This is a genomic window from Alkalibacterium indicireducens, assembly GCF_039522005.1.
Classification (GTDB): Bacteria; Bacillota; Bacilli; order Lactobacillales; family Carnobacteriaceae_A; genus Alkalibacterium; species Alkalibacterium indicireducens.
The window spans coordinates 1-25247 of sequence record NZ_BAAADA010000109.1; the positions used below are offsets into that span (position 1 = coordinate 1).

General features: G+C 42.9%; 25 protein-coding genes and 1 other annotated feature. Of the genes, 24 read left to right on the forward strand and 1 reads right to left on the reverse strand.

Annotated elements, in window-relative coordinates; translation table 11 throughout:
* Positions 1-148: 148 nt before the first annotated feature.
* The 23 genes from ABFX15_RS06535 (at position 149) to ABFX15_RS06645 (ending at position 24107) form a co-directional block, all read left to right on the forward strand.
* Positions 149-1015 (forward strand): DegV family protein, encoded by an 867-nt coding sequence (locus ABFX15_RS06535; RefSeq protein WP_091264991.1) that lies wholly within the window; start codon positions 149-151, stop codon positions 1013-1015.
* Between the two features lie 117 nt (positions 1016-1132).
* Positions 1133-1179 (forward strand) — a sequence feature (sodium ion sensor (DUF1646 type); this cis-regulatory element may regulate processes involved in with the transportation of sodium ions).
* A gap of 42 nt (positions 1180-1221) precedes the next feature.
* Positions 1222-1548: a hypothetical protein gene (locus ABFX15_RS06540; protein ID WP_346024663.1), complete on the forward strand. Its 327-nt coding sequence runs from the start codon at positions 1222-1224 to the stop codon at positions 1546-1548.
* Positions 1535-3496, forward strand: coding sequence for a V-type ATP synthase subunit I (locus ABFX15_RS06545; protein ID WP_346024664.1), 1962 nt, complete (start codon positions 1535-1537; stop codon positions 3494-3496). The genes ABFX15_RS06540 and ABFX15_RS06545 overlap by 14 nt, the downstream gene beginning before the upstream one ends.
* Positions 3497-3529: 33 nt before the next feature.
* Positions 3530-4006: a V-type ATP synthase subunit K gene (locus ABFX15_RS06550; RefSeq protein ID WP_346024665.1), complete on the forward strand. Its 477-nt coding sequence runs from the start codon at positions 3530-3532 to the stop codon at positions 4004-4006.
* Positions 4007-4116: 110 nt separating this feature from the next.
* Entirely contained in the window at positions 4117-4695 is a 579-nt protein-coding gene (locus ABFX15_RS06555) for a V-type ATP synthase subunit E (protein WP_346024666.1), read from the forward strand.
* A 14-nt stretch (positions 4696-4709) separates the two neighbouring features.
* Entirely contained in the window at positions 4710-5714 is a 1005-nt protein-coding gene (locus ABFX15_RS06560) for a V-type ATP synthase subunit C (protein ID WP_346024667.1), read from the forward strand.
* The gene (locus tag ABFX15_RS06565; protein ID WP_346024668.1) at positions 5704-6015 is read left to right on the forward strand and encodes a V-type ATP synthase subunit F; all 312 of its coding nucleotides are present in this window, start codon (positions 5704-5706) and stop codon (positions 6013-6015) included. The genes ABFX15_RS06560 and ABFX15_RS06565 overlap by 11 nt, the downstream gene beginning before the upstream one ends.
* A gap of 66 nt (positions 6016-6081) precedes the next feature.
* Entirely contained in the window at positions 6082-7812 is a 1731-nt protein-coding gene (locus ABFX15_RS06570; RefSeq protein WP_428830615.1) for a V-type ATP synthase subunit A, read from the forward strand.
* A complete protein-coding gene (locus ABFX15_RS06575; protein ID WP_346024670.1) occupies positions 7805-9181 on the forward strand; it encodes a V-type ATP synthase subunit B in 1377 nt (458 codons plus the stop codon). The genes ABFX15_RS06570 and ABFX15_RS06575 overlap by 8 nt, the downstream gene beginning before the upstream one ends.
* A 5-nt stretch (positions 9182-9186) precedes the next feature.
* Positions 9187-9819, forward strand: coding sequence for a V-type ATP synthase subunit D (locus ABFX15_RS06580; RefSeq protein WP_346024671.1), 633 nt, complete (start codon positions 9187-9189; stop codon positions 9817-9819).
* Between the two features lie 131 nt (positions 9820-9950).
* Complete coding sequence (locus tag ABFX15_RS06585; protein ID WP_346024672.1) at positions 9951-11324, forward strand: patatin-like phospholipase family protein; 1374 nt, start codon at positions 9951-9953, stop codon at positions 11322-11324.
* Between the two features lie 89 nt (positions 11325-11413).
* Positions 11414-12031, forward strand: a complete 618-nt coding sequence (gmk, locus tag ABFX15_RS06590; protein ID WP_091265014.1) for a guanylate kinase — start codon at positions 11414-11416, stop codon at positions 12029-12031.
* Positions 12032-12244, forward strand: a complete 213-nt coding sequence (gene rpoZ / locus ABFX15_RS06595) for a DNA-directed RNA polymerase subunit omega (RefSeq protein WP_346024673.1) — start codon at positions 12032-12034, stop codon at positions 12242-12244. It begins immediately after the preceding gene.
* 151 nt (positions 12245-12395) lie between these two features.
* Complete coding sequence (gene coaBC / locus ABFX15_RS06600; RefSeq protein WP_346024674.1) at positions 12396-13595, forward strand: bifunctional phosphopantothenoylcysteine decarboxylase/phosphopantothenate--cysteine ligase CoaBC; 1200 nt, start codon at positions 12396-12398, stop codon at positions 13593-13595.
* Between the two features lie 13 nt (positions 13596-13608).
* Positions 13609-16023, forward strand: a complete 2415-nt coding sequence (gene priA / locus ABFX15_RS06605; RefSeq protein ID WP_346024675.1) for a primosomal protein N' — start codon at positions 13609-13611, stop codon at positions 16021-16023.
* Between the two features lie 19 nt (positions 16024-16042).
* Positions 16043-16987: a methionyl-tRNA formyltransferase gene (fmt, locus tag ABFX15_RS06610; protein ID WP_346024676.1), complete on the forward strand. Its 945-nt coding sequence runs from the start codon at positions 16043-16045 to the stop codon at positions 16985-16987.
* The gene (rsmB, locus tag ABFX15_RS06615; protein WP_346024677.1) at positions 16980-18332 is read left to right on the forward strand and encodes a 16S rRNA (cytosine(967)-C(5))-methyltransferase RsmB; all 1353 of its coding nucleotides are present in this window, start codon (positions 16980-16982) and stop codon (positions 18330-18332) included. The genes fmt and rsmB overlap by 8 nt, the downstream gene beginning before the upstream one ends.
* Before the next feature lie 103 nt (positions 18333-18435).
* On the forward strand, positions 18436-19164 hold the full coding sequence (locus ABFX15_RS06620) for a Stp1/IreP family PP2C-type Ser/Thr phosphatase (protein WP_346024678.1): 729 nt from the start codon (positions 18436-18438) through the stop codon (positions 19162-19164).
* Positions 19165-21177: a Stk1 family PASTA domain-containing Ser/Thr kinase gene (pknB, locus tag ABFX15_RS06625; RefSeq protein WP_346024679.1), complete on the forward strand. Its 2013-nt coding sequence runs from the start codon at positions 19165-19167 to the stop codon at positions 21175-21177.
* A 14-nt stretch (positions 21178-21191) separates the two neighbouring features.
* Positions 21192-22106 (forward strand): ribosome small subunit-dependent GTPase A, encoded by a 915-nt coding sequence (gene rsgA / locus ABFX15_RS06630; RefSeq protein WP_346024680.1) that lies wholly within the window; start codon positions 21192-21194, stop codon positions 22104-22106.
* Positions 22106-22759, forward strand: a complete 654-nt coding sequence (gene rpe / locus ABFX15_RS06635; RefSeq protein WP_346024681.1) for a ribulose-phosphate 3-epimerase — start codon at positions 22106-22108, stop codon at positions 22757-22759. Before rsgA ends, rpe begins: the two co-directional genes overlap by 1 nt.
* Entirely contained in the window at positions 22760-23404 is a 645-nt protein-coding gene (locus ABFX15_RS06640) for a thiamine diphosphokinase (RefSeq protein WP_346024682.1), read from the forward strand.
* A gap of 328 nt (positions 23405-23732) precedes the next feature.
* The gene (locus tag ABFX15_RS06645; RefSeq protein ID WP_346024683.1) at positions 23733-24107 is read left to right on the forward strand and encodes a PilZ domain-containing protein; all 375 of its coding nucleotides are present in this window, start codon (positions 23733-23735) and stop codon (positions 24105-24107) included.
* 194 nt (positions 24108-24301) lie between these two features.
* On the opposite strand, the gene rpmB is transcribed toward ABFX15_RS06645, so the two are convergent.
* The gene (gene rpmB, locus ABFX15_RS06650; protein WP_346024684.1) at positions 24302-24490 is read right to left on the reverse strand and encodes a 50S ribosomal protein L28; all 189 of its coding nucleotides are present in this window, start codon (positions 24488-24490) and stop codon (positions 24302-24304) included.
* 362 nt (positions 24491-24852) lie between these two features.
* Here rpmB and ABFX15_RS06655 point away from each other — a divergent pair, with 362 nt between their 5' ends.
* Positions 24853-25218: an Asp23/Gls24 family envelope stress response protein gene (locus tag ABFX15_RS06655; protein WP_346024685.1), complete on the forward strand. Its 366-nt coding sequence runs from the start codon at positions 24853-24855 to the stop codon at positions 25216-25218.
* The last annotated feature ends 29 nt before the right edge of the window (positions 25219-25247 follow it).

The following is a 25247-nucleotide window of genomic DNA, read 5'->3' on the forward strand; positions in this document are numbered from 1 at the left end:
CATTTTAATATTAAAATTGAAGAGTTACCATCTCTAGAAAAAAAGTTTCCGCCAAAGTCTTGACACATACGATTTTAGTGCTTTTGTTTCAATTTAACTAAAAAAAACGTATAATAGAAATGAATACATTATAAGGAGTGGGTATTTTATGGATTATCAGCTGATAACCGATTCCTGTTGTGATCTTCCGCTGGAACTAGTGGAAAGATTCGACTTGGATATTGTCAACTTCACAATTACTATCAGTGGAAAAGAGCTGATCGACGATATGGGAAAAACGTTTGATAAGACGTCCTTTTTTAATCGACTTAAAGAAGGTGAGACTGCTTCAACCTCACAAATCAACGTTCATGCCTATCTCGAAAAATTTAAGAAGTATGTAGAAGAAGGTAAGCCGGTTATTTACTTAGGGTTTTCTTCTGAACTTAGTGGGTCACTTAATAGTGCCCGTCAAGCTAAACAGATGCTTGAAGAAGAATATGATGATGTGGATCTGACCATTATCGACACAAGGGCAGCCAGCCTGGGGGAAGGTCTACTGGTCTATGAAGCTGCACTCAAAAAAGAGGCAGGTATGAGTAAGGAAGATCTGGTCAAGTGGGTCGAGGATAATAAGTTGAACTATCACTCCTGGGTTACCGTAGATGACATTAAACATCTTCAACGTGGGGGAAGAATCTCAGCTACTGCAGCGACAGTAGGTTCACTGCTCAATGTTAAGCCCATCATCATCTTGAACCGTGAAGGGAAGCTTGTCCCGTTCTCAAAAGTTCGAGGCAGGAAGAAGTCGCTTCAGTTCCTTATCGATCAGACAGTTAAAAACATCAGAGATGAAGAGGATCATGCGGTCTTTATCGGTCATGTTGGAGTACCTGAAGATGCTGACTTTGTCAGAGAGAAACTGCTTGAAAAAGTGAGCCCTAAGGAAATCATCATATCAAGTTACGGTCCCACAATCGCAGCCCATACAGGATTTGGCTCTTTATCCGTCTTCAGTTATGGAGAAGAACGGTAACCGTTTAGATCTCTCGTCACCGCAGTCATGAATAAAGAGACTGCTGATAAGTTTAAGTTGACACTAATTTTGAGAGTATGCTATTATAAATTTTGTTAGTACAATTTATATCAATGCGGTTGGGCGTGAGCTTTCAAGGTTATTTTCTTCTAGGGCGAGAAGAAGGCCTGTTAGCCGCGCCCTTTTTTTGAAAGGGGGAATATAAAGTGAACCGTGAAGCAATTAATTATGTTAAAGATGCTGAGGCTAGAGTTGAAGAACTTAGAGCCAATGCGGAAAAAGAGATAAAAGATATCAAGGCTGGGACTGCTCTTCGAATGGATAAGATAACCGAACAGACCGAACACGAACTGGCTGCTTTTAGAAAAGAGCGGCAAGAACAAGTCGAGTCCAGGCTGGAAGAAGACGAGAAAGTGTTTGAAGAGCAGATCAATGAAGATATCAACCGTTTCAATGGCACCTATGAATCGGAAAAAGACAGACTAGCCAGTCGAATAGCAGAGGAGGTATTGCGTCGATATGGCAATAGCTAAAATGAAAAAACTGACTTTATTAGCAGAACATACTAATAAAGAAGCTGTTTTGAAGAGTGTCCAGGAAATGCAGAGTCTTGAAATCATTCCTGTAGCAGAAGTTCTGGAGGAAAGTCTGCTGAATGACTTCGATACGAGTGCTTCGCGTCATTTGTCTAATGACAGTCAGGCCAGACTGCAGGATATTGAATATGCAATCAATTACTTACAGGACTACGTCGAACAGCCGGGTCTGATTGAGCGCCTTAAAACTAAGAAAGAAGTATTTTCATTAAAAGAACTTGAAAGCATTGTAGAGAGTGCAGACGTTGATGCTCTTCTGGAGCAAGTATCCCTGAAGGAAAAGCAGCTCAACAATCTGGATGAGAAAATGAAAGACCTCAAACAGGAAGAAGAATTCCTGAGAAAGTGGCGGGCACTTAGTTTCAAGTCTGAAGAGGTCAGTCATTTCAGACTGATGGATGTTCTGGTGGGAACCGTTGATAAAGAACAATCAGAAGCACTTGTTGAGGGTTTACGTGATAATGGCAGAATATATTATGACGAAGTATATAGAAGAAGTGACGAAGTCGCTTATCTCATCATTCTTCCTAAAACCGAGAGAAAGCAGTTTGATGATCTTGTCGCTCAATACAGTTACAGAGAACTGACATATACACATGAACTTCTTCCGGAAGATGAGTTATACCGTAATCTTACCGAACAGAAGCAAGTCAGAGGTGATAAAGAAAAGATAATTGCTGAGATGAAGAAATGGACAAGTCTCTACAGGAACCTGGAGCTCGCTGAGGAATATTACTACAATCTGTCTGAACGAGAAAAAGCACACAATCTTCTTCTAGAAAGCCATCACCTGTTCCTTCTATCTGGATGGATAGAGGAAGAGAAAGTGGATTCTTTAAAGGCTAACATCGATCAGACGATCGGCGAGAGCGAAGTCGCTATTCTATCCGAAGATATAATGATGAAGGAATACAATGATGTTCCTGTCGTGCTGAAGAATAACAGTTTTGTCCGACCATTCGAGATGATTACAGAGATGTTCAGTTATCCAAAATACAACGAAGTCGACCCCACACCGTTGATGATGCCGTTCTTTATGGTATTCTTCGGCATGATGGCCGCCGACCTTGGCTACGGTATGCTGCTCTTTGGAGTCACATTGTTCGCCTTGAAGGCATTCAACATAGAAGGGTCAATGGGGAACTTCTTGAAGTTTCTTTACACCCTCTCGTTTCCGACGATGGCCTTCGGAGTATTTTTCGGAAGTTTCTTCGGAATAGAGCTGCCCATACAAGTCTTCTCCTTACAGGATGATGTACTTGAAATTATGGCATTTTCAGTTGTGCTCGGACTGATCCAGCTGCTTTACGGGCTCGTCTTGAATGGAATCATCAAAGGAAAGCAGGGACAGAGAGCCTCTTCATACGTCGATGGCTATGCCTGGTTCCTTATGCTGATCGGTTTCATCCTATGGGTCGGTGGAGCCATGCTGCTGAACATGCCGCTGCTTACGCAGATAGGTATCGGACTTGTGGTTCTTAACGCAGTAGGGATCCTTGTCGTATCAGCAATTTCCAATTCCAACAAAGCACTGGGGATAGGACTCGGGGCTTACAATTTATATGGAATATCTGGTTATGTAGGAGATATCGTCAGTTACACAAGATTGATGGCTCTTGCAGTAGCCAGTGCAAATATTGCGATGGCATTTAATATGATCATCGGGTTCCTTCCGCCTATAGCACGATTTACGGTTGGGGTTCTAATCATTATTGCCCTGCAGGCACTGAACATAGCACTGACATTCTTAAGTGCTTATGTCCATACTTCCAGACTGCAGTATGTTGAGTTCTTCGGCAAGTTCTTCGAAGGCGGAGGCAGACCACTGACTCCACTCAAAATGCTTGAGAAACATGTCTGGATGGAAGACAATAACAACGGTTAAAACTATATTTTATAATAATGGAGGAAAAAAATAATGAGTAACTTTGAACTGTTTTTTGGAGATAATTTAGGTTTTGTATTTGGTGCAGTAGGTGTCGCTCTGGCAGTTATTCTTTCTGGTATCGGATCATCAAGAGGAGTAGGATCTGCAGGTGAAGCAGCGGCTGCCTTAACAAAAGAACAGCCGGAAAAATTCGGTCGTGCACTTGTTCTACAGATGCTTCCAGCAACACAGGGACTTTACGGTTTCGTTATCGGACTGCTGATTATTATCAACTTGTCTACTAACCTTGACGTATCAACTGGATGGTACTATCTGATGGTCGGACTTCCTGTAGGATTTACTGGACTGACATCCGGTACGCTTCAGGGTCGTGTCTCAGTAGCTGCAATGCAGATCCTAGCTCAAAAACCTGAACACACAACTAAAGGGATCATTTATTCAGCGATGGTTGAAACATATGCAATTTTAGGTTTCGTTACTTCCCTGATGATGATAATCTTCATGTAATAAATGAGAGAAAGGAATTTAGAATTCAGTGATCAGACAGCTATCTGTCACTTAATAAACTGAATTCCTTGTTTCATTTCATTATTATTACTCTGAACAGGAGGGAAATCATGGCAGATTTAAAATTACTGACTGAACGAGTCGTTGAAAAAGAAAAAGCGGCTATCCGAAAGGAAATTGAAGAAGCTAAAAAACAAGCTGAAGATGAGATTCAAGCTGCCGAAGCAGAAGAGGTACAGAAACGCCTACAAGCTAAGGAGCAGATCAAAGCAGATGCCGAACATGATTACACGATTCGAAGAAACACATTGGACATCAGACGGCGCAATGAGGTGCTGGCTGCGAAACAGTCTATTCTGGACAAGATGTTCAAAGAGACTAAAAATAGACTGGATAATCTGGATGATGAGACATTCAGACAGTTTACTGCGAACGTATTGAAACAGTTCGACAAAGAAGGACAAGTGACGTTGAAATTGGGAGAAAAGTCTGCCCATTCTATTGACGAAACTTGGGTAACTTCTAATAAACCTGCTGAGCTGGCTGTTCTGGTATCCAAGGACACTGTAAAAGGACAGTCCGGCTTCCTTATTGAAAAAAATGGCATAGAATACAACTTCTTATTCGATTCTTTAGTGGAAGATGCCAGAACGGACATTTTACCAGATATATCTAACGAATTATTTTAAGGAGGAGAATACAATTGAAAGATACCGTTTATGGTTCAAGTAATGTTCTCATACGGATTTACGAGAACGATCTCCTCACTCGATCTCATTTCGAACGCATGCTGACTGCCGATTCTTTTGAAGATGCTGTCAACGTGCTGAGAGAAACACCTTACAGGAATGACATCGATAGAATCAAAGAAGATAAAAGTTATGATGAGATGTTCATGAATGAGCTCCACCAGACATTTGAGGAGCTGTTAAAGATTGTTCCCAACAAGGAACTTATAGAGCTTGCTGGATTGAGGTATGCTTATCACAATCTGAAAGTTCTCTTTAAAGAGGAGTTTACAGATCAGGATCTGAATCATTTATTCATCCCGATCGGCCGTTATCCTGTATCAGAATTGAGACAGGCAGTCAGAACAGGTGAATCTGATGTCCTTCCTGCTGAGTATATGGACAGCATCCATGAACTTCAGGAGGATTACGATCAGTATCAGAACGTTCAGTCTGTCGATATCATACTCGACAGACGGTACTTTACACATCTTCGTCTTCTGGCTGACCAGACAGGTGAAGAGGGCGTGCCTGAACTGATAGAAACGCTTATAGATTATAACAACATATCTACTTTGGTCAGAGGAATGAAACAGAATAGAACACGCAATTTTCTGCTGACTGTTCTTTCAAGTTCCGGATCTATTCCTAAAGAAGATCTGCTCGAAATTGCAGATAATGGGCAGCAGTATGCGCTACAGTACTTTAGAACAAGTAAATACAGAAAACTAATTGACCAGTCGGTCGATACCGAAACAAATGAATTATCATCTGTCAGAATCGATCATCAGACAGATGATGCGTATATGAATACGATGAGAGATGCCAGACTTCAATCTTTCGGTCCTATGCCGGTGCTCGCTTATCTCTATGCCAAGGAAATAGAAGTCAAAAATCTCAGACTCATTCTATCAGGTAAGGAAAATGGTGTACCTGCTGATGCGATCAGAGAAAGGATGCGATTGAACTATGCCCAATAAAATTGGAGTTGTCGGAGACAAAGATTCCGTTCTGGCATTCAAAATGCTCGGCTTTTCTGTTTACTTCGCATCTGAAGCGAAAGAGACCCGTCGAATCATCGACAATCTGGCAGACAAAGATTATGGTGTGATTTACTTGACAGAACAATTAGCAGAATTAGTCCCTGAAACAATCAGACGCTATGACGCTAAAATGAAACCTGCCATCATTTTGATCCCTAATCATACAGGCTCACGTGGCATCGGTAAGAAACGTGTGCAGGAAAATGTCGAAAAAGCAGTGGGTCAAAATATTTTATAGGAGGGTACGATTTTGAGTAAAGGAACGATTGTAAGTGTTTCTGGCCCTTTGGTCACAGCAAAAGGGATGGAAACAGCTAATATACAGGATATTTGCCGTGTAGGTAAACTAGGCCTCATCGGTGAGATCATTGAAATGAGAAACGACGTTGCCTCTATACAGGTTTATGAAGAAACGTCTATGGTAGGTCCGGGAGAAGTCGTCGAAACAACTGGTGAACCATTATCCGTTGAGCTTGCTCCAGGTATGATTTCTCAGATGTTTGACGGAATTCAGAGACCGCTGGACGAATTTATGGAAAAGACAAATAGTAACTTTCTTGAACGAGGCATGTCAATCGAGCCGCTGAACCGTGAGAAACAGTGGGAATTCACTCCTTCTCTGGAAGAAGGAACAGAAGTTTCTGAAGGAGACATTGTCGGTATTGTTCAGGAAACTAAAGTAATTGAACACCGCATCATTGTGCCTCACGGCGTTAAAGGTAAAATCAAATCTATTTCTTCAGGCTCCTTCACTATAAGCGAGCCAATCTACGTGCTTGAAACTGAAGATGGCGAAAAAGAATTTACTATGATGCAGAAATGGCCAGTCAGAAGAGGCCGTCCGATCAAGACGAAGCTGAACCCGGAAGAACCGCTTATTACCGGTCAGCGAGTTATTGATACATTCTTCCCAGTTGCCAAAGGTGGCGCGGCTGCTGTTCCCGGACCTTTCGGAGCAGGTAAAACTGTCGTTCAGCACCAGATCGCAAAATGGGCAGACGTTGACCTGGTGGTCTATGTAGGTTGCGGAGAACGCGGGAATGAGATGACAGACGTTATCAATGAGTTCCCTGAACTGATCGATCCGAATACTGGAGAATCAATTATGGCGCGTACTGTACTGATTGCCAACACTTCCAACATGCCCGTTGCTGCGCGTGAAGCCTCTATCTACACGGGTATTACAATTGCTGAATATTTCCGTGACATGGGATATTCTGTAGCAATCATGGCAGATTCGACATCAAGATGGGCTGAAGCCTTACGTGAGATGTCAGGTCGTCTGGAAGAAATGCCTGGTGATGAAGGGTATCCAGCCTATCTGGGTTCTCGTCTTGCAGAATACTATGAACGTGCAGGTAAAGTGGTTACGCTTGGATCTGGAGACCGTACAGGAAGCATAACAGCGATCGGTGCCGTGTCTCCTCCTGGAGGAGATACATCTGAACCGGTAACGCAGAATACCTTGCGTGTCGCAAAAGTATTCTGGGGTCTGGACAGTTCCCTTGCACAAAGACGTCACTTCCCGTCGATCAACTGGCTGAATTCCTATTCACTGTATAGCAATGAAATGAATGACTACGTAGGGAAACAGCTTGGAGAAGACTGGAACGGTATGGTAACGAGAGCAAAAGCTTTACTTCAAGATGAATCGGAACTTCAGGAAATCGTCCGACTGGTCGGAGTAGAATCTCTATCGGAACGTGACCGTCTGAAACTGGTTGTTGCCAGAATGATTCGTGAGGACTTCCTTCAGCAGAATGCCTTCGATGATGTAGATACCTATACATCTAGAAACAAGCAGTATGAAATGCTGTTTACTATCCTTAACTATGAAGATCAGGCTGTTCGTGCAATGGATCTGGGAGCTTACTATGATGAAATAATCAAAGGCACAGACAATGTGCGTGAACGCGTCGGTCGAATGAAATACATCAGTGAAGATGATATCAAGACGATCGAAACGATCCGTACTCAAACGAAAGATGACATTCAGTCAGTATTAGAGAAAGGCGGTGTAGAATCAGATGCTTAAAGAGTATAAAACAGTGTCCGAAGTCGTCGGCCCGCTGATGACAGTCGAAGGCGTCGAAGGCGTCAAGTTTGACGAGCTGGTCGACATCGAACTTCAGACCGGTGAGCGCAGAAGAGGACAGGTCCTTGAAATCAACGGAGACAAAGCAGTAGTTCAGTTGTTTGAAGGATCCACAGGCATCAACTTGGAAGAGACTAAAGTACGCTTCCTGGCTAAACCTCTCTCTCTAGACGTGTCAGAAGACATGATCGGACGAACATTTGATGGGATGGGGCGAGTCAGTGATGGTGGACCGAACCTGATTCCTGAAAAAAGTCTGGACATCAACGGAATTGCGATCAATCCGATTGCAAGAGACTATCCGGATGAGTTTATTCAGACAGGTATTTCTACGATCGACCACCTGAATACGCTTGTTCGTGGACAGAAGCTTCCGGTATTTTCCGGTTCTGGACTTCCGCACAAAGAACTCGCTGCACAGATTGCCCGACAGGCCAGTGTAACGAATGCAGATGAGAAATTTGCCGTTGTATTTGCTGCGATCGGTATCACATTTGAAGAAGCCGAGTACTTCATGAATGACTTCAAGAAAACCGGAGCGATCGACCGGTCCGTTCTGTTCATCAACCTTGCAGATGATCCGGCGATCGAACGTATTGCGACACCAAGAATGGCCCTGACTGCTGCAGAATACCTGGCTTTCGAAAAAGACATGCATGTTCTGGTCATCATGACCGATATGACAAACTATGCGGAAGCGCTGCGTGAAATTTCTGCTGCCCGCCGTGAGGTACCTGGTCGTCGTGGGTATCCTGGCTACCTGTATACCAACCTGGCTACACTTTATGAGCGCGCAGGTCGTCTGGAAGGAACCAAAGGGTCTGTAACACAGATTCCGATTCTGACCATGCCTGAGGATGACATTACCCATCCGATTCCCGATCTGACAGGGTATATCACTGAAGGACAGATCATCCTGTCACGTGACCTGTATAACCAGGGCTATCAGCCTCCAATCAATGTTCTGCCATCTCTGTCCCGACTGAAAGATAAAGGAACGGGAGAAGGAAAGACTAGAGTGGACCATGCGCCTACAATGAACCAGATTTTCTCTGCCTATGCACAGGGTAAAGAGGCTAAGGAACTGTCTGCCGTGTTAGGTGAAGCTGCACTGTCTGAAACAGACAGAAAATATGTCGAGTTTACAAATAAATTCGAAAAAGTGTACGTGAATCAGGGGAACTATACTAACCGTACGATTCAGGAAACGCTGGATCTAGGCTGGGAACTTCTGAAAGTTCTGCCTCGTGCAGAGCTGAAACGTATCAAGGATGATATGCTTGACAAGTATCTGCCAAAAGGAGAGTGAGGTAAATGGCTAAATTAAATGTCAACCCCACTCGTATGGAACTGGCAAATCTGAAAAAAAGATTGAATCTTGCCAGCAGAGGGCACAAGCTTCTGAAAGACAAGCAGGATGAACTGATGCGTCAGTTCATTCAGCTCATCAGAAAGAATAATGAACTTAGAAACCAGGTAGAAGAAAAGCTCGAGAAAGCAATGCAGTCATTCGCAATGGCCAAGTCATTACTTCATGAAAATTATATTGAAGAACTGATGGCTGTACCAAGCCGAAGTGTATCCTTGAATATCGATCGTAAGAACATCATGAGTGTTCGCGTACCACAGATGAACTTCCATTATGATGATCATACGAGCGACGCAGCCGACTTAAGCTATGGATATTTGAATTCCAACGGTGAACTGGATCTGACCTTTGAATACCTGATCGATGTCATGCCAGATATGCTTGAACTCGCTGAAATCGAAAAAACTTGTCAGCTGATGGCAGATGAAATTGAAAAAACACGAAGACGAGTCAATGCTCTGGAATATATGACCATTCCTCAGCTTGAGGAAACGATTTACTTTATTCGTATGAAACTTGATGAGAGTGAACGTTCAGCTATTACCCGACTGATGAAAGTTAAGGATATGGGACAGTAACAGTTGATAATTACAGTGAAAATGGAGAATAAGACATAAGTTCTTATATCTGTTTTCACTGTTTTTACATAGTATGGACAACTAGGAACTTAATAGAATGAAGATAGGCTATCAGCCAGGAGGCAACAGTCATGACATCATCTTTTTTTGAAAAGAAGAATAAAAAGAGAGCACTCGTTTTTGGTGGAGGCGGTGCGCGCGGCTCATTTGAAATAGGTGTCTGGAGAGCTCTTGATGAGCTTGACTATGTTCCGGATATCATCACAGGCACATCTGTAGGTGCCCTGAACGGCGCACTGTATATTCTCGGCAATGTCTCTGAGGCGGAAAGAATGTGGAAAGAAATTGAAACCGGAAAGGTTCTGGATCTCGATGCACCACTGTCGATCGACAGTTTTAAAGACTATCGACGTACTCTGACTGGTTTTCTGATCAAGATAATCAGAGAAAAAGGAATTAGTTCAGCTCCACTAAAAGCTCTGATTGATACGTATATTGATGATGAGAGCAGGATAAGAAGTGACGGGACAATTTTCGGTCTGTCGACAACCAACTTGAAGACGAGAGAAATCGAGTATTATTTTCTGGACGATATTGAAGAAGGCAGGCTTAATGACTACCTTCTAGCCAGTGCGTCACTTTATCCAGCCATTCAGAAAAAAATGATCGACGGGACCCCGTACATCGATGGAGGCTACTGGAATAACATTCCGATAAACATGGCACTGGATAAATTGCCCGACCAGATTGTCCTTGTTGATGTCCAGGGCCCCGGACTACTCCATTATGACCATCAGATAGAAAAATGCGAGTCACTGCTGATCCGAACAAAGTGGCCGCTTGGAGACATGCTGCTGTTTGATACGAACAGGACAGAAGTGAATATAGAACTGGGCTACTGCGAGACTATGAAGTTAGCCAGGCCGGATCTCTATAGAGGACTATGGTATACTTATGATACAGACACAGTAGAAACAGACGCCTCTGTCTTCTATCTCGCGTTGAATGGCCTTTTGACTGGTAAACGGTCAAAAGGGGTCTATGAATATATTAAAAGGGATAATCATCAGCTGATCCTTTTGAGAGAGATTGAGAAACGATGGGGCAGCGCTGTGGATGAAACCACTGTTTCTCTAGCTTTATGTGAACTGACAGGTAAATTGTTCAACATGATCCCTGATAAAATATACAGTATAGACAAGTTTCAAAATGAGATAATCCATCGTCTGATTAAAATGAGAGATGCAGAACGGAAAAATCCTGTAAATGAGTTTGAACCCAGGTTTCTCTTAAGTGGAAAAGAGTGGACCGAAGAATTTCTTGAAGGATTACCGCTGATATCGAACCGGACACTTGTCATACAGATTCTTGAGAGACTTGAAGATGAGCAGCTGAAGTGGGATACCCCTTTCTATAAGCTAATGATTCGAACCAGACCTTTTCCGTTCATTATTGCTTTGTACTGTAAATATCTTTTGAACAAAAATTTAGGTTTGTATAGGTAAAATCAAAATTAACTTTCAATTCTACAGTCTGATATGGTAGAATTGGGGATAAGTTTTCATGGAGAATTTGTGTTGGGAAGGACTTGTAAATGAAAGATAGAGGATTGTTAATCGTTCTGTCCGGCCCGTCCGGGGTAGGAAAAGGAACAGTGAGAAAAGCTATTTTCGATAATTATTCAAATGAATTTGATTATTCCATATCAATGACCACACGCAAGAGACGTGAGGGTGAAAAAGAAGGCATTGATTACTATTTCAGAACTAAAGAAGAATTCGAACAGCTGATAGCTGAAGATGGTCTGCTGGAGTATGCTGAATATGTTGGAAACTACTATGGAACCCCATTGGAGTACGTGAATCAGACGCTGGATGAAGGTCGGGATGTCTTTTTGGAAATCGAGGTCCAGGGAGCTTTGAAAGTCCGAGAAAAAATGCCTGAGGGAATCTTTATATTTCTATCGCCACCGGATCTGGATGAACTTAAGTCAAGAATCGTCAACCGTGGAACAGACAGTGATGAAATGATTGAGAGACGAATGCATAAAGCTGTAGAAGAACTTAAGCTGATTCAGTATTACGACTATGTGGTAGAAAACGATACAGTTAAAAATGCAGCAAGAAAAATCAGAAACATCATAGAAAGTGAACACCTCAAAGTGACAAGGAATTTAAGAGAGTACGCAGAAATTATAGAGGAGATGGAATAAATGCTGTTATACCCTTCACAGGATGATTTACTTAAAAAGATCGATTCGAAATATTCATTGGTGATACTGGCTGCCAAGAGAGCCAAACAACTTCACGACAATCCGTCAGCTGCTATGCTGGAAACGTACCAGAGTGATAAAAATGTCGGGAAGGCCCTAGAAGAAATCAAATCCGGTGATCTGGTCATCGATCCGGATAGTCTTTCAAATTAAATCAATGAAACCTCTGATCGTCTGTTCATCAAAGATTTTTCTTTGCTGGACAAGTTCAGAGGTTTTTTCTAGTGTATAAACTGGGAAAGTATTATGAGGACACATAGGCTGAAAATTGGTAAACTAATAAAAACAGCAACGAGGTGACGTAATGATCAATGGAAAAAAGATAGCCCTGTATGTAACGGGAGGAATAGCTGTATACAAAGCAGTGGACTTGTTGAGAGAACTGATAAAAAATGGAGCAGAGGTAAGGGTGGCTATGACAAAAGGAGCAGCAGAGTTCGTCACACCCCTGACCTTTCAGATTCTGAGTAAACATACTGTTTATGTTGATACATTTGCTGAAGACGACCCTAGTATAGTCAATCATATCAATTTGGCTGACTGGGCGGACTACTCTATAGTAGCGCCCCTTACTGCCAATACATTGGCAAAGATGGCACATGGGTTAGCTGATAATTTCGTGACATCAGCTCTTCTTGCAGTGACCCATCCAGTATTCACTGTACCTGCGATGAATGGAAATATGTACAGAAATACCGTGACTCAGGAAAATATTGAGAAGCTTTCAGCTAGAGGAATAGTTGTCATGAGCCCTGATACTGGGTTTCTGGCTGAAGGGTACAGTGGAGAAGGACGTTTTCCTGAAAAATCCAGAATAATAGACGAGCTGGAAGCTTTTATCCGAGATCACTCTGAGAAGCTTCCTCTAAGAAACAAAAAAATCATTGTGACTGCTGGCGGAACAAAAGAACGGATCGATCCGGTCAGGTATATTACAAATGACTCGTCAGGAAAAATGGGACATGCATTGGCAGTGGAAGCCTGGAAGAGAGGAGCCGAAGTGGTATTGATCAGTGCAAGTCATCTGGCTACACCAGATTATATTACGCGTGTCCCTGTTGAATCTGCTGAAGAGATGCTGAGAACTGTGACTGATGAATTTGACGATGCGGATGCAGTGATCATGGCTGCTGCAGTATCCGATTATGCGCCTGCTACCGTTGAAAAACAGAAGATGAAGAAAAAAGATAGCCTCACATTATCATTCAGGAAAAACCCGGATATACTAAAAAGTCTAGGAGAAAAGAAAAAACCAGATCAGTTGCTCATCGGTTTTGCAGCTGAAACGGAAGATCTGATTCGATACGCTGAAAAGAAGCTGAATGATAAAAATGCTGACTTGATTATTGCCAATGACGTCGGGAAAAAAGACAGAGGCTTCAATGTGGATGAAAATGAAGTGACCATGCTGTCGAGAAAGTCGGAACCTGTTACGATAAGTTTGAGGAGCAAATCAGATGTTTCAGTCGAGGTCATAGACTGGTTGGTCACTAATATGAACTGAAAGGAAGAATCAGATGGCATTATTTGCTGAAGTTATAGTGGACGTGCCTACGTTACAGACAAATCAGCCTTATTCCTATAAAATCCCAGAGCGTTTTGAAGCGTTTATTCAGAAAGGTATGAGAGTGATCGTACCTTTTGGTAAGGGGAGCCGAACGGTCCAGGGCTTTGTCGTCGGCTTCAGTGATCAGACGACTTTTTCGGGCGATATAAAAGAAATCCAGTCCCTCATGGATAACTCGCCGGTACTGAGTGAAGAAATGATTACTTTTGGCAGAGACCTGGCTTATCAGACTTTCAGTTTTCAGATCAAATGCTATCAGACAATGCTTCCTGCTGTACTAAAAGCGCGTTATGTCAGAGTAATACGTCTTATCGATGAAATTGATGAAGACCTGCTGTTCGATTTGTTTAAAGGCAAAGATCGAATAAGCTGGGAAGAGGCTGAAAAAGCAGACAACCTGGATATTGTCCTTAAACTGGAAAAAGAAAATAAAGTGCATATCGATTACCTCGTCACAGACAAGAGTACAGTCAAAAAAGAAAAATACGTCAGACCGTTATTGTCATATGAGCACCTGGAAGAAATGAAGATGGGGATTCCTTCAAATGCGCACAAGCAGCTGATCCTTTTAAACCTGCTGCAGCAGATGGAAAAAGAAGAGGAGCAGCCAGTCACAGCATTTAAAGAACACGGACTGGCCTTGTCTCATATTCGGACGGGAGAAGGAAAAGGCTGGTGTGAAGTTGTCGAGAAGGAAGTCCTGAGAGATCCTTTTTCAGATATTACTTTTGAACAGAGCCAGCCGCTTTCTCTGACAGCCGATCAGAAATTGGCTTTCGACACGATCGATCGGGCTGTAAAGACTGAACAGCATGAAGTCTTTCTGCTTCAGGGGGTGACAGGAAGCGGCAAGACGGAAGTTTATCTTCAGACGATTTCTGAAGTTCTAGAAAAGGATAAAGGGGCTCTCATGCTAGTACCTGAAATTGCCCTGACCCCACAGATGGTCGAACGATTCAAAGGACGTTTCGGAGACCGTGTAGCTGTCCTGCACAGCGGCTTGTCTGATGGCGAAAAGTATGATGAATGGAGAAAGATCGAGAGAGGACAGGCTCAAGTAGTCGTAGGCGCCCGTTCCAGTATTTTTGCGCCATTAAAAAAAATCGGGCTGATCATCATTGACGAAGAACACGAAACGACCTACAAGCAGGAAGAGTTTCCTAAATACCATGCCCGTGATGTAGCAGTCTGGCGAGGACAGTATCATAACTGTCCCGTGCTGCTGGGAAGTGCAACGCCTTCTCTGGAATCAAGGGCGCGGGCGATGAAAGGGGTATATACCCTTCTGGAACTGAGTGAGCGGGCTAACCAGGCTGCTATGCCGCAAGTTAAGGTTATCGATATGCGTGAGGAAGCTAAAAACGGTAACCGATCCACTTTTTCAGACGTGCTCCTGAGTGAGCTGGACAAGCGCATCCATCAGAATGAACAGGCTGTCCTGCTTTTGAACCGAAGAGGCTACTCATCTTTTGTCCTCTGTCGGGACTGCGGATACGTACTGGAATGTCCCAATTGTGACATATCTCAGACCCTTCATATGGATACTAAGACAATGAAGTGCCACTACTGCGGCCATGAAGAAGGGATTCCAAGAAACTGTCCGAAATGTACAAGCCCTGCGATCCGTTACTACGGTACCGGGACTCAAAAAGTTGAAGAGGAACTGCAGGAGTATCTTCCAGACGCCCGCATCATTCGTATGGATGTTGATACTACAAGAAAAAAAGGGGCACATCAGAAACTGTTCAAGCGGTTTGAACAGAAACAGGCTGATATCTTGCTCGGGACTCAGATGATAGCCAAAGGTCTGGATTTTCCGGATGTCACTCTAGTTGGGGTCATTAATGCAGACACATCTCTTGGACTACCGGATTTCCGGTCTGCAGAAAAAACCTTTCAGCTGCTTACTCAGGTGAGTGGGCGATCCGGACGTGGACAGAAGACTGGAGAGGTCATTGTCCAGTCTTACAATCCTGATCATTACGCCATTCAGAAAGCAAAGCATCACGATTATGATTCATTTTTCAAAAAAGAGATGAATCTGAGACGGCTCAGTGAATACAGTCCTTATTATTTTCTGCTTAAGCTGTCAGTCAGTCATGAGAACGAAATGACTGCAGCTAAGAAAATTCATGAATTCATAGAGTTTTTGAAACCGTCCTTAAGTGAACAGGCTATTATATTAGGACCGACTCCAAAGTCCATTGCCAGAACACATAACCGCTATCATTTCCAGACGATCATCAAATATAAAAAAGAAGAGAAACTAAAAGAAAAGTGCCATGAGCTGCTGATGAATACCCAGAAAGAACAGGCTAAAGGTCTGTATATATCCTTGGACTATCATCCGCTCGACTTTATTTAAGAGGAAAGGGGTTTATCCTATGTATAAAATAGTATTTATGGGAACACCTGAATTTTCAGTACCGATACTGGAAGGACTTATACAGCAAGAAGATTACGAGGTGATTGGAGTTGTCACTCAGCCGGACCGTAAAGTGGGACGTAAAAAGGTGATGACCCCGCCACCTGTTAAAAAGAAAGCAGTTGAACATGGCATTGCTGTTTTCCAACCGGAAAAACTATCAGGATCCGAAGAGATGAATCAGGTGCTTGCGCTTGATCCGGATATCATCGTTACCGCTGCCTATGGACAGTATGTGCCGACGAAAATGCTTAAAGCGCCAAAGTATAAGGCAGTCAATGTGCACGCATCTCTGCTTCCAAAGTACAGAGGTGCGGCGCCTATTCATTATGCACTAATCAATGGGGATAGAGAAACAGGTGTAACCATCATGTACATGGAAAAGGAAATGGATGCAGGGGACATCATTTCCCAAAGGTCTCTGAGAATTGATCCGGAAGATACTGTTGGAACGCTTTTCAGTAAATTAAGTTTGATCGGCAGAGACCTCCTTCTGGACACCCTTCCGGATATCTTTTCCGGGACTCACACACCTGCAAGTCAGGATTTGTCTGAAGTGACCTATTCACCGATGATTTCCAGAGAGGAAGAAAAAATCGACTGGACTAAGCGAGCAGAGACCATCGCTTTTAAAGTACGTGGAATGAATCCATTTCCCGGAGCATATACCTTGCTGAAAGGTCAGAGATTCAAGATCTGGCGGGCAGAGGCAGTCAGTCAATCATCTGATAAAGAGCCTGGAACGATAGTCAGACTTACAAATAAGGACATGCAGATTCAGTGCGGAGAACAGACTGTCTTGTCCCTTAAGGAAGTTCAGCCATTCGGTAAGCCTAAAATGACGATAGAAGACTTTCTGTCCGGAGCAGTCAACCACTTAGAAGAAGGGGAACGATTTGAGTAATCAGAAGATAAAGCAAAGCAGCCGTTACCTGGCTGTTGAAATTTTAGACAAGGTTGAAGCCAGTCAGGCATTCAGTAATATTGTACTGAACGATGTCCTCAGACAGAATCAGCTGTCTCCAGAAGATACACGTTTTCTGACTGAGCTGGTATATGGTGTCATTCAGAATAAGCTGAAGCTGGATTATCAACTGGATCCATTTATCAGAAAACAGAAGAAAATAGATGGATGGGTCATGCAGCTGCTGCGTGTATCCTTATACCAAATCACACTTCTCGATAAAATACCTATGCATGCGATAGTCAATGAAGCTGTTAATATTGCTAAGGTCAGAGGAAACAGAGGGATCACAGGGTTTGTCAACGGCGTACTCCGTGCTATTGAGCGAAAAGGCGTACGCTCAGCAGATGACATCAGTGAACCGATAAAAAAATTGTCCATTATGTACAGTTACCCTGAGTGGATCGTTACGCTTCTATCAGAAGAAGTTGGAATGGAAGAGACAGAACAAATACTCGATTCCTTATCTGACAAGGCCCGCTTAAGTTTAAGGGTCAACACGACACTCAAGTCTGTGGAAGACGTTCAGAGGCAGCTGGAACTGGAAGGATTTGAAACTGAAAAGAGCAAAGTGTCTGCAAACGGACTGATTTGTCTGCGAGGTCTGCCTGTGCACTCGTCATTATTTAAGGATGGAGTCATCACGATTCAGGACGAAAGTTCCATGCTTGTTGCTGAAGCACTGCAAATTGAAGCTGGGGATGCGGTTCTGGACGCCTGTGCAGCACCAGGGGGGAAAACCACCCACATCGCCACTTATCTGGATAAAACCAAAGGCGGACAGGTGACCGCTCTTGATCTTCATGAGAAAAAAATAAGAAAAATAAGAGAAAATGCGGATCGACTGGGATTTGCTGATATAATAATAACGAATGCCATGGATGCGAGAAAAGCCGCTGAAACATTTGAACACGAGTCATTCGACAAGATACTTATTGATGCCCCGTGTTCAGGCTTAGGTCTTATGAGAAGGAAACCAGATATCCGCTACCAGAAAAGACTGTCAGATATAAATGCTCTGCAGAAAGTCCAGCTGGATATTCTGACTTCTGTCGCTCCGCTGCTGAAAAAAGGTGGACGACTTGTTTACAGTACCTGCACAATCACCAGAAAAGAAAATGATGACGTGGTAAAAGCTTTCCTCTCAGAACAGCCTTCATACGAAATCGAACCGGTTTATAGAAATAACTCGAGCATCAAGCTATCTGAAAATGGCTTTCTTCATCTGTACCCGCATCGGTACCATACGGACGGTTTTTTCATAGCTTCTTTGAGAAAGACATAGTCAGTTTAATTCTGTTCACTGATCATAGACTTATGGTCGGTGATTTACATAGGAAAATATGGAGTGATACAAACTGAATACTTATAAGAAAACACATATTGGAATGAGAACGACTAATCAGGATTTTGTCGAACTCTTTTATAATCAGGCCGATCAGCTGCTGGCTATTTTATGTGACGGCATGGGTGGACACAAGGCTGGAGATATTGCAAGCGAGATGGCTGTCATGCAGTTGGGTCACAGATGGCAGGAAACAGCTTTTGCCACTTCAGCAGATGTTAAGGAATGGCTTGACAGGCAGATCAATATAGAGAATCAGCGGATCTACAGAGTAGCCAGAACTTACAATGATCTTCAGGGAATGGGAACCACCCTTGTTACTGCAGCGTTTATTAATGAAGCGATCGTAATAGGAAACGTCGGGGACAGCAGAGCATACCAGCTGAATGCTGACAATGATATGCGTTTGATCACAGTCGATCATTCGTTTGCAAACGAACTCCACCTGAGCGGTGAAATTACTGAGGAAGAAGCGAAAAATCATCATCAGAGGCACACCCTCACACGCTCGCTAGGAGTGTTTGACAAAGTGATGATTGACTTTTTTGAACTGAATAAAGAAGAGACACAGTTGATCCTGCTCTGCTCCGATGGGCTGTCGAATGGGATCGACAGGAAAGAGATGAACAACATCGTAAAGAGTGAACTAAATTTAAGCAGCAAAGCTGAAGCCTTGATTGATGCTTCATTAAAAAATGGATCGACAGACAATATAACCGTCTGTCTGATCGATCTGACTGAACAGTCGCAGAATGTTAGGAGGGGAGCGTAAGTGATTCCCGGAGAAAGAATTAGCAACAGATATAAGATAATAAGAGAAATAGGATCCGGAGGTATGGCACAAGTTTACCTGGCAGAAGATCTTATCCTTGAAAGAAATGTGGCCGTTAAACTGATGGCCTATAATTTTCATAATGATGAGGCCAGTATCAGACGCTTCAAGAGAGAGGCCCTTTCAACAACTGAGCTGATACATCCGAATATAGTCAATGTGGTCGATGTAGGGGAAGATGATACACCTTACATCGTCATGGAATACGTGGAGGGATACGATCTTAAGGAATTTATTCGTCAGAACCATCCGATTCCCTATAAAAAAACAATCGAAATCATGTCTCAGATTTTAGCTGCTGTAGAATATGCACATAATCACAATATTATCCATAGAGACCTTAAACCGCAGAATATTCTTATCGATCATAGTGAAAAAGTAAAAATAACGGACTTTGGGATTGCAGTAGCATTGTCAGAAAATTCCATTACTCAAACTAACTCGCTGCTGGGATCCGTTCACTATATTTCGCCCGAGCAAGCGAGAGGAAGTATGGCAACGAAGCAATCAGATATCTATTCACTGGGTATCCTTCTTTACGAACTGCTCTCTGCCCGTGTGCCATTCGATGGGGAGTCTCCAGTATCGATTGCCTTGAAGCATTTCCAGAACGACATGCCTTCATTAAAAGAAAACGATTCTTCGCTTCCGCAGGCTCTCGAAAATGTTGTTCTAAAAGCCACAGCTAAAGAACCGGGTGATCGTTACCGGTCTGTCTCAGAGATGAAGAAGGATCTTGAAACATCATTGTCAGAATCACGGGCAGAAGAAATGAAATTTATGCCTGTATCGACACACGATGATGAAACACGTATGATTGAACCGGTAAAAATCAGACCGGATAAAACTGAAGCACCTTCAGCTGAGCAAAAACCAGTTGAAGAGCCGGATAGAGCTGCACCCGAACCTAATAAAGAGAAGAAGAGAAAACGGCGGAGGAAAGGCTTGCTTTTCATCATTCTTCTTCTTTTGATGCTGATTGGCTCTCTTCTGGTCTTCAGTATGACACGACCAAGAGAGGTGAGTGTGCCGGATCTATCAGGCCTTACTCTGGAGGAGGCCGAAGAAGAACTGGAAGAACTGAATTTGCAGGTGGGAGATATCATTGAGCAGAACAGCATTGATGTGGAAGCAGGTAGAATAATCCGTACAAATCCGTCACCTGATGCAGTACTCCGGGAATTTGCTTCAGTTAACCTGTTTGTCAGCCTGGGGGAAGAGATGATCACCCTTGAAGATTATGAAAATGTCTCATATGAGGATGCGAGGGCTGAACTGACAGATATGGGCTTCACTGTAGAAAGAGAAGACGTATTCAGTAATGATATATCTGAAGGGAATGTCGTCTCCCAAAGTATATCTGCCGGCGAAGAAGTAGTGCCAAGTGAATCGACGATCACCCTTCAAGTAAGCAGCGGTCCGGAAGGCTTTACTCTAAGGCGTCTTGTCGGATATTCTTCTGTAGGAGTAGAAGACTATGCCGATGATCTGAACCTTTCAGTAACTATTACCAATGAACCGCACGATACTATTCCTGAAGGACAGGTTGCCCGACAGTCTCCTGAACCGGGAACAACGGTATATCCGGGATCGAGAATCTCAGTTGTCTTCTCAACTGGGCCTGAAGAACCCGAATATGTAACGTTTGACAGAGGTATCATCATTGAGTACCTAAGTGAGACAGAAGAAGAGGCAGAAAATGATGGAGATGAAGAAAATGAAGAAGATGATGAAAACGGAGAATCAGACGAAGGGCTGACACCCAATGCCATTGAGATTTATGTCGAAGATGCTGAGCACTCGTTTGACGATGTCTACCGAGCCTTTGACATCTATGAGGACACTCCGCAAATCATTACATTCGTAGTGGAAGAAGGGCAGACAGCCAGTTTCCGAATCGTTAGAGACGGGGAAGTCATCAGAGAAGAAACAGGGATAAGCCCGAACGACTAGAAGGAGGAAGGTACTTGCACGAAGGACGAATAATAAAAGCCCTCAGCGGTTTCTACTATATCCAGACACCTGAAAAAGATGTGTATCAGACCCGTCCAAGAGGGATTTTCAGAAATAGAAATGAAACACCTCTCGTCGGTGATAAAGTGAAGTTTACATTCGAGACAGACAAAGAAGGAACACTGGAAGAAATAATGCCGAGAGAAAATGAACTGTCGCGTCCATCCGTTGCCAATGTGGATCTGGGCTTTGTCATCATGTCGGTCAAGGACCCGGATTTTTCTACTTCACTTCTTGACCGTTATCTTGTGTCTCTTGAGCAGCATCATATCAGACCGGTCATCTACATTACCAAGACAGACCTGACGACAGATGAAGAATACGCTGCTGCAGAGGATCTTGCCGATATTTATACTTCTATCGGATACAAAGTGATATTACCGGATCAAAATAAGCAGGTGAGTCCAGTGACACTGCAGGAGAGATTTGGAGATCTTGTCAAAGATAAGCTGGCAGTGTTCATGGGGCAGTCCGGAGCTGGCAAGTCAACCCTGCTGAACAGTCTTAACCCGGAACTTAAACTGAAGATTGGGGAAACCTCCAAATCACTTGGAAGAGGAAGGCATACGACACGACACGTTGAGCTTGTGCCTTTACTCGGAGGCCTGGTTGCAGATACGCCTGGTTTCAGTGCGATTCAGTTTGAAGAGCTGGATGCACAGGATCTGTCAGCCTGTTTTCCGGAAATCTGGGAAAAAGGAAAAGACTGTCGGTTCAGCGGATGTATACATCAGAATGAACCAAATTGTGCCGTCAAGAAGGCTGTAGAAGAACAGGTGATAGCATCATTTAGATACAACAACTATCTCTCTCTTATCGAAGAGATACAGAACAGAAAACCACGTTATGGAAAGAAGAGGGGAAAATAATGGTTAAAATTGCGCCATCTATTCTTAGTGCGGATTTTGCGGAACTGAAGAAAGAGATTCAGAAGGTCGAGGATGGGGGAGCAGACTGGATCCATATTGATACGATGGATGGTCATTTTGTACCCAATCTGTCCTTTGGTGTGCCGATAGTCAAATCAGTGCGACCGCACACCCAATTGCCTCTTGACTGTCATCTGATGGTAGAAAACCCTGAAAATTATATCAATGACTTTGCTGAGTCAGGAGCAGATATTATTTCGATTCACGCTGAAAGCACGGTCCATCTTCATCGTGCTCTCCAGATGATCCGGTCAGCTGAAGTTAAAGCAGGTCTGGTAATCAATCCGGCCACTCCCGTCTCCATGATAGCTGATAGTCTGCACATGACAGATCTCGTCCTGGTCATGACAGTCAATCCTGGATTTGGAGGGCAGTCGTTCATTAAAGAGACGGTCAGTAAGATAGAGCAGCTGGCTGCTCTGAAACAAGAGCACGGGTACTCTTATGAAATAGAAGTTGACGGTGGAATAAATGATGAGACTGCAAAAGTCTGTATAGAAGCAGGCGCCACAGTATTGGTAGCCGGTTCATACGTCTATGGTGCAAGTGATGCTGGACAGCAGATCACCAATCTGAAACAGTCGGTGAAGTAGATGAGTACGATCCATATTATGCTGGGCAGCCCGGATGAGCAAAGAGCCTGGCCTCCAAAGAAACAGCAGGATCACTACATCGGAGTGGACAGAGGGGCGTTTTACCTAACTGAAAATGGCTACAGTCCTGACCTGGCTCTTGGCGATTTCGATTCGATTTCAGAGATGGAAAAGCAGAAGATAAAAGAACATGTTGGGACATTTATTGAAGTAGATCCTGATAAAGAAGATACGGATGCAGAGCTTAGTCTGGTCTATGCCATGAAGCAGTTTGACTCAGAAAAAGTGATTGTCTATGGCTGGTCAGGTGGGCGTCTGGATCATCTGATGAGCATTCTTATGATTCCATTGCAGCCTAGATTCCACAACATCCAAGAAAAAATAGAGTTTGTCAATCAGACTAACAGCATAAAATATTATCAGCCCGGCGTACACAAAGTGGTTAAAGAGCAGAATAAAACTTACTGCTCTGTTATCGGGATGACTCCGGTCAAGCACCTGTCTCTTGGTCAGGGGTTCAAGTATCAGCTCGATGGAGCAGATTATGACTACCCAGCAGCTCTGATCAGTAACGAGTTCGTGGCAGCAACTGCAAACCTGTCCTTTAAGTCGGGTATAATAGCTTTTGTTCAAAGTAGAGACTGAATACATTTATATCAGATTATGATTTCAGGAATGATAAGAAATCCAGATGACTAAACTTTGACTGAACGAAAAGCAATGAGACCTCTCCAAAAGTGGCGAGAGTCCTCATTGTTTTTTTAGTCAGAAGAATCAGGTGGCGAAAGGATGATAGTGACAGATCCAATCCCTTATTAAAATATAGTTGTCTGAACACCATACTGAAGACAGCAGGTGATATGTCTAAAGTTAAAATTTTTAGTATAGACCGCTCTCCGATATGTTAATATAGAAATATAATAATTGATACCATAACAAATTAAGCTTTTACATAGCGAATAGAGGTATGCAGATGATTAGTAATAGAAGGAAGTTCTTCCGCTGCCGGATCAGTGGGTTCAAAGAAGCGACGATGATCCTACCGGCAAAGGAAGATAGAGTGTATACAGTAACACTCAGCAATATTAGTGGTAACGGATTGTCCTTTGTGAGCAGAGAAACATTCAAGGTCACCGAGTTTCTGACATATACATTTAAATTTGAACTGGAAGAAGAATGGTTTGAACTGGAGGGATGCATTATCCGCAAGAGCGGAGAGGAGAACCGGTACATTAAGTACGGCGTAAAACTAGCTCCTTTATCAGTAAAAGAAGAGTCAAGACTAATAGGAGTGATAAATAAGTATCAGATCAAACAGAATAAATCTGATCTTTTTTCAGAAGACTGAACTTTATTTATGTTTGCTGAGATCCTTTAAGTGCTATTCCATTAAAACAACCCGACTGTCCATGACTAGTTTGTCCTGGGCTGTAGGGTTGTTTTGCTGATTGTCTTAGGTAACCCATTTTAAAAAAATAAAATATCAAAAAAAACCTGCATATGCTAAATTACTTAACATCTGCAGGCTCCATGATTTTATTATTATACGCGTTCAACTTTTCCTGATTTTAAAGCGCGGGCAGAAACCCATAATTTTTTAGGTTTTCCATCAACCATGATACGAACTTTTTGTAAATTCGCAGCGAAGCGACGTTTTGATTTGTTGTTAGCGTGTGAGCGGTTGTTTCCGCTTCTAGCTTTACGTCCAGTTACAAAACATTCTTTAGCCATTTTTTCTCCTCCTTCGTGCATAGCTTTAACAAACAAAGCTAACTCATACTTATATAAAGTATCACATATCAGTGAATGAAGCAAGTCTTTTTTTGTAATCGTTCAAGGATTATTACTTTACAGCCGACGGTATACATTTTTTTCTGTAAGTCGTTATGAATACTAAGTTTTATCTACAAAAGTAGGCTGGAACAGTGTATACTGGAGGATATAACATAAACAGTTTATTCATCACATACCCAGAGGCAAGGTCCGGATTATCTTGCCTTTTTTTACGGGGTGCGATATGCTAAAATATGTTTGAATATCAAAGAAACCTTTAAAAAAAATCTGTATATATAGTAGGAGAAAGGGGAAAAAGGATGAGTGTTCAGTTGAACAATGAATTTGGAACGATTGAAATGTCAAATGATGTCATATCGACTGTAGTGGGTGGAGCAGCTACTGAGATTTTCGGAATCGTAGGTATGGCTAGCCGTAAACATGTGAGAGATGGGATCAATGAAATCCTAAATAGAGACAACTACTCAAGAGGTGTAGAGGTCAGACAGGAAGATCAGGGTATTGTTGTAGATGTCTACATCGTAGTCAGTTACGGCACGAAAATAACTGAAGTATCTAAAAATGTTCAGGAGCTAGTGAGATACCAGCTGGAACATGACCTGGGTATTGTCGCCAGTTCAGTGAATGTATATGTTCAGGGCGTAAGAGTTCAAAATGACATGTAAGCCATAGTCACTGTTCTAAAAGTGACAAA